General features: G+C 63.3%; 5 protein-coding genes. All 5 read right to left on the reverse strand.

Features of this window, described 5'->3' with window-relative positions; genetic code table 11:
• Positions 1 to 822, reverse strand: an 822-nt coding sequence (flgK, locus tag EN879_RS23790) for a flagellar hook-associated protein FlgK (RefSeq protein WP_127274282.1), incomplete at its 3' end; no start/stop codon positions are given.
• Between the two features lie 27 nt (positions 823 to 849).
• Positions 850 to 2109 (reverse strand): flagellar hook protein FlgE, encoded by a 1260-nt coding sequence (locus EN879_RS23795; RefSeq protein ID WP_013529779.1) that lies wholly within the window; start codon positions 2107 to 2109, stop codon positions 850 to 852.
• A gap of 79 nt (positions 2110 to 2188) precedes the next feature.
• Entirely contained in the window at positions 2189 to 2857 is a 669-nt protein-coding gene (locus EN879_RS23800) for a response regulator transcription factor (RefSeq protein WP_013529780.1), read from the reverse strand.
• A 223-nt stretch (positions 2858 to 3080) separates the two neighbouring features.
• Positions 3081 to 3668, reverse strand: coding sequence for a transglycosylase SLT domain-containing protein (locus tag EN879_RS23805; protein ID WP_063168924.1), 588 nt, complete (start codon positions 3666 to 3668; stop codon positions 3081 to 3083).
• Positions 3598 to 4974 (reverse strand): flagellar hook-length control protein FliK, encoded by a 1377-nt coding sequence (locus EN879_RS23810; protein ID WP_063168923.1) that lies wholly within the window; start codon positions 4972 to 4974, stop codon positions 3598 to 3600. Before EN879_RS23810 ends, EN879_RS23805 begins: the two co-directional genes overlap by 71 nt.
• Positions 4975 to 5086: the final 112 nt, after the last annotated feature.

The following is a 5086-nucleotide window of genomic DNA, read 5'->3' on the forward strand; positions in this document are numbered from 1 at the left end:
GGCAAGCGTGCCGCTGGCGCTGGTGTTGCCACCAGCTCCCGCCGAGATCGGCACATTGTCGATGTAGACGGCATTGCCGGCGGCACCCGCGGTATAGCCTGCCGACGCCGCGAAGGTGACCGTGCGCGGTATCGTCTCGAACAAGGTCGTGCCGTCGCCGGTGGTGATGACCATGTCATTGTCGCCTCGCGTGAAGGTCGACACCGGGACATAGTTCGAAATCTTCTTCAAAAGCGCATCGCGCTGGTCGAGCGCATCGGAAACGTCGGTGCCGGAACGGGTTCCGGACATGACGGCCGTGTTGGCATCCTGGAATTGGCCGAGCAGCGAGTTCAGGTCGTCGACGGCGGTGGCAATCTGACCGTCGGTCTGGGTGCGGAAATCCTGGACTGCCTTGGAGCCCTCATTGAGCGAGCGCACGACCTGTTTGGCGGCGTCGATGACGGAGGCGCCGAGGTTCTGATTCGACGGCGAGGTGGCGTAGAGCTGCAGCGCCTGCTGCAGGTTGGCGATCGCAGTCGAGGGCGAGGACGCATTGTCGACGCCATTGACCGCAACACCCAACTGATCCATGCCGTTGTAGAGAGCGTTCTGGCCGCTCCAGGCCGATAGCGCGGCGAGATTCTGGCGAAACAGAAGCTCGTTGGCTGCGCGCTGGATATCGACCGAGCGCGCACCCGGCGCCGTGCTGGTGACGACGGCCTGGCGCCGCGAATAGTCCGGGTTGGAGGCGTCGGCGACATTGCGCGAGACAACGCTGGTCTGTCGCGCGGTGTTCATAAGCGCCGACTGGGCGATACTCAATGCGGTAGACAGTGACATGCGGGTCTTTCGCGGGCGACGCCCGTCTTATCTCTTCAGGTTGACAAGGACGTCCATCAGATCGGAACCGGTCTGGAAGACTTTCGAATTGGCGGTGTAGCTGCGCTGTGCCGCGATCATGTTGGTCAGTTCTTCGGCGATATCGACGTTGGAATTCTCGAGCGCGCCGGAGATGATGGAGCCGAGCTTGCCTTCATTGGCAAAGCCGACACGAACCGCGCCGGACTCGGTGCCCTGCGAATAGACGTTGCCAGGCAGCGCCTTGAGCTGGTCCGGGCTCTGTACGTCGGCCAGCGGGATCTTGTAGAGCGGCTTGGTCGAGCCGTCCTTGTACTGGGCGTAGATGGTGCCGTCCTTGCTGATCTGGACCTTGTCGATGGTGCTCGGTGCGTTGCCGTTGACCTGGGCGTCGGAAACCGTGAAGCCGGTGCCAAGCTGGGTCAGCGCCGACAGATCGAGATTGAGGGTGGCGCCGTTCGGCACGGTAAATGAAACGTTGGTGGGCGTGCCGGTGAGCTTGCCGGTGGTGGTGTCGAAGGTCAGGTTGGCCGAGCCCAGCAAGCCGCCGGCGGTGTAGGGGAACGATGTTCCAGCGGTGGCCTTCGACTGATCGAAGACCGCCACCTGCCAGGTGCCGGCGCCGGTGTTGGTGAAGTAGACGTCGAGCAGCTTCTTGTTGCCGAGATTGTCGTAGGCGACCATGGAGGATTTCGACGTGTATTGCGCGGTCGCAGCGTTGGCGGCGGGCAGGTTGGCGGTCGCGACCGGGGTCGCACCCGCCGGCAGGTTGCCGGCAAAGCTGCCCTCGGTGCTCGGCGTTGCGGTCATGCCCTGGTCGGAGATGACAACCGGGACCAATCCCTCGAAGCCGTTGACCGTCGCTGCCGGTACGCCGTTCTCGTAACTGTAGGCCATCAGCTGGAAGCCGGCCGAGTTGACAAGCCTGCCCTGACCGTCGGGAACGAAAGCGCCGGCTCGGGTCAGATAGGGGGTACCGCTCGGATCCTGAACGACAAAGAAGCCATCGCCGCTGACGGCAAGGTCGGAAACCGAGGTCGTGTACTGAAGCACGCCCGGATCGCTGACCGCCTGACGGATCGTCGTGGTGACGCCGCCGGAATTGTAGGCGCCGCCGGTCGACGGCATGACCAGCGTCGAAAATTCGGCGGAGGACCGCTTGTAACCCGTGGTATCTGAATTGGCGATGTTGTCGGCGACCGTCGACAGGCGGTTTGCCTGCGCGTTCATGCCGGAAACGCCGGTCCGCATCATTCCATAGAGGCTCATCGAAACGTCTCCGCTGTGTCCATGCTGCTGGCTGCGAGGCTACGCATGTTTTCTTGCGCGAGGCTGGCGCGGCGCTGCATCAGAAGACGAGCCGGTAGCCGAGGAAACGCTTGGAATCGATCGGGTCGGTGCCCAGCTTCTCGCGCAGCTTCTTGCGCAGTTTGCTGATGTGGCTTTCCACCACGTTCTCCTCGACCTCTTCGTCGAAGATGCCGTAGATGGCGTTGAAGACCTGGGTCTTGGTGACCCGGCGTCCGCGATTGCTCGCCAGATATTCGAGGATGCGGCGCTCGCGGCGCGGCAGGGGGAGGGGCTGACCGTCGATCTCGGGGTCGCGGCCGTCCATGAAGATGCGCATGGCGCCGATCTCGGTGTAGGCGACGTCTTCCTGGGCGCGGCGGCGGATCGCGGTGATGCGGGCCAGGATCTCACGAATATGGACGGGCTTGCGAATGACGTCATCGACGCCGCTCTCGAACAACCGCAGCGTGTTCTCCAGCGAATGCTGTTCGCTCAGCGCAATCACCGGGGCGCCGGTGCGGTCGCGGATCTGGCGCGGAGAGATGGAACCTTCGCGGCAATCGCCGATGAGGAAGGCCCTGACCGAGCGCAGATCGGTGTCGGCGGCCGAATTCACCCACTCACCGAATTCGCCGGATGCAAAGCCTGCACAGGCGATGCCCTCACGATCGAAAAGTGAATTGTATCCCTCTGTTACGAGCTCGCGCTCGTCAACGATCACAATCATCGGCCCCGCCTTCCGAATCGAATCATTTGCCCCGTGAAGAGAGGCCTATCCGCTGGCGAGAATCCTGAACAACCGTCATTTCTTGTAGCTAGTTTCTTGGGAGTCTGGAATCGTATCGGTTGCATTAGCGTGCAGCCAGATACGCATTCGGCGCCAAGTTTTGGCCAGGCCAGAACAACAATTCGGGGTTGTGTGTTAGGTCTATTAGTAATGGAAAATGCGCTTATGGGTTGCAGAATCCGCGGGCGTTCGCGGTCCATTTTCCAAAGCCGGTGGCGACCATGTTGGCAATGACACGGCAGACATAGATCTTCTGCGCCGGGTCATTGTCGGGGCCGGCATGATAGCGGGCCACGGCCATCGACCAGGTCTCGTGACGGGCATGAAGGCTGGCCAGGAAGCGCGCCGCATAGTCGACATTCTGACGTGGGTCGAGCATGTCCTCGACGCTGCGAAAATGCGATGCGTGGTAGTGGTGGTTGATCTGCATGCAGCCCAGATCGATCAGGGTCTTGCCCTCGCGCCGGGCATTGGCGAAGGCGGCAAGGGCCTCGGGCCGGCTTCTGGGAAAGACTGCTTTTCCCTCTATATTCAAAGCGTTGGGTTGAAGGCTGCCCTTGTTGCCGGTCTCCGTCAGGCCAACGGCATAAAGGATGCCGGCGGGAACGCCATAGCGGTCGGCGGCGCGCAGGATTTCCGGCTCGCAAGGGTTGGTCGTGGCTGCGGCAGCTGTTACCGCGCTAGATAAAGATATCGCCGCCAGCGCGCTCGCGAGAAGGCGAAGTGCCGCGGCCGTAGTCCTGCGCGTCATCGTTGCGGTTCCTTGAGGATTGCTGACCCGGTTGCTGGCCGCCGGCTCCACCATTGCCGCCGCCCGAATTCCCCGGTTGAAAGGATGCTGGATCGCGGCCTGTTGCCGCCGCCAACGGAGCGGTTGCATCCGTCCGGGTTGTAGCGGGAACTGCTACCGAAGGTTGCAGTATCGTGACCTTGTCAACCTCGAAGCCGAGCCCTCGCAGCGACTTGACGATGGCCTCGCTGTCGGCGGACAGCCGACGATAGGCATCGTGTGTTTCAGGCTTCAGCTCAATCGAAAGTTGTTCCCCGGAGAGGCGAAGATTGGCCGTCACCATGCCGAGTTCGGCAGGGTGAAGTTCGATCTTCAACACATGTGTCGGAACGGCAACAGAGCTGGCCAGATGGGTGGTCGTGGGTGAGGCTGAAAGCGCCTTTTGCGGCCCGGCGTCGGCGGCTATGGCGTTGATCACATTGAGGGCCGCCTGGCTGATGGGACCCTGCGGCGGCGCGGGGAAGCTCCGTTCCGACACCACGTCGATGCGCGCGGCGGACAGGGACTGTTTTCCCGCTTCGGGACGCATCGAGGACCGCACATCCTCGATGCTCCTCATCGCATTCGTGGTGGGCTTCGACGGCACGCCGGGCACATCGACAGCCGGCGCGTCCGACAGCTTCTGAGCCGCCGCTGTGACGTCGCGTTTTGGCGCGCTGGAGGCAGCGCTCGGCGACTGACCGTCAAGCGCCGTCAAAGGTCCGTCGACGATCGACGCCTGCTCCGGCTTCGACATGGTTTCGAGTGCTTCGCGTCCGCCCGACGATTTTGAGCGGTAGGTCTTTGGCAGTGCAGCCTGTCCGCCGAGCGCCGGGTCCGACGGATTCTCGCCGGTGGCCGCATTGCCCCCCGCTGCCTTGGCCGCTGTCGAGAAATGCCGCAGGTCATGAAACGCGATCAGCAGCGGCAGGTCGTCCTGAAGCGGCGCGGTATCCGACGCCGTCTGTTCGGCGTCGGCCTTGTGCGCCTTTGCTTCCAAATCGTCCTTGCCGGTTTTCACGCTTGCGCCTTTGGCCGAGGTGGTCCTTCCGGGCTCGGCCGATGCCGGTTCGACCTTGGCGCCATGCCCGGCGAGGCCGGCAGCGAGCTTGCTCCAGCGCCGGTCGCGCGATCCCGCCTCTGTCGACGCCTGCCGTTCCGGGCGGGCATCGTCGCGCAGCATTTTGCCGAAGCCGGCGTCATCGTTTCTGCCGTTCGCGGCAGGCTGCTCCGACGTCGCGCGCGTGGAGGCAAATCCTGGCAAGGCCGAGCCGAGGCTGGTGGTCATTTAGGGGCGGCTCCAAGCATCTGGTCGATCAGGTCGAGCTGTCGACGTGTTCTGGTCATGGCGGCGTCGGTCGGATCGGCGGGCTCTGGACCGGCGGCGGGCGAAGGGGCCG

This window comes from Mesorhizobium sp. M7A.F.Ca.AU.002.02.1.1 (assembly GCF_003998535.1).
GTDB lineage: Bacteria > Pseudomonadota > Alphaproteobacteria > Rhizobiales > Rhizobiaceae > Mesorhizobium > Mesorhizobium ciceri.

Coding starts and splice junctions, on each gene's coding strand:
- EN879_RS23795 (WP_013529779.1), bottom strand. CDS start 2,109: ATGAGCCTCTATGGAATGATGCGGACCGGCGTTTCCGGCATGAACGCG.
- EN879_RS23800 (WP_013529780.1), bottom strand. CDS start 2,857: ATGATTGTGATCGTTGACGAGCGCGAGCTCGTAACAGAGGGATACAAT.
- EN879_RS23805 (WP_063168924.1), bottom strand. CDS start 3,668: ATGACGCGCAGGACTACGGCCGCGGCACTTCGCCTTCTCGCGAGCGCG.
- EN879_RS23810 (WP_063168923.1), bottom strand. CDS start 4,974: ATGACCACCAGCCTCGGCTCGGCCTTGCCAGGATTTGCCTCCACGCGC.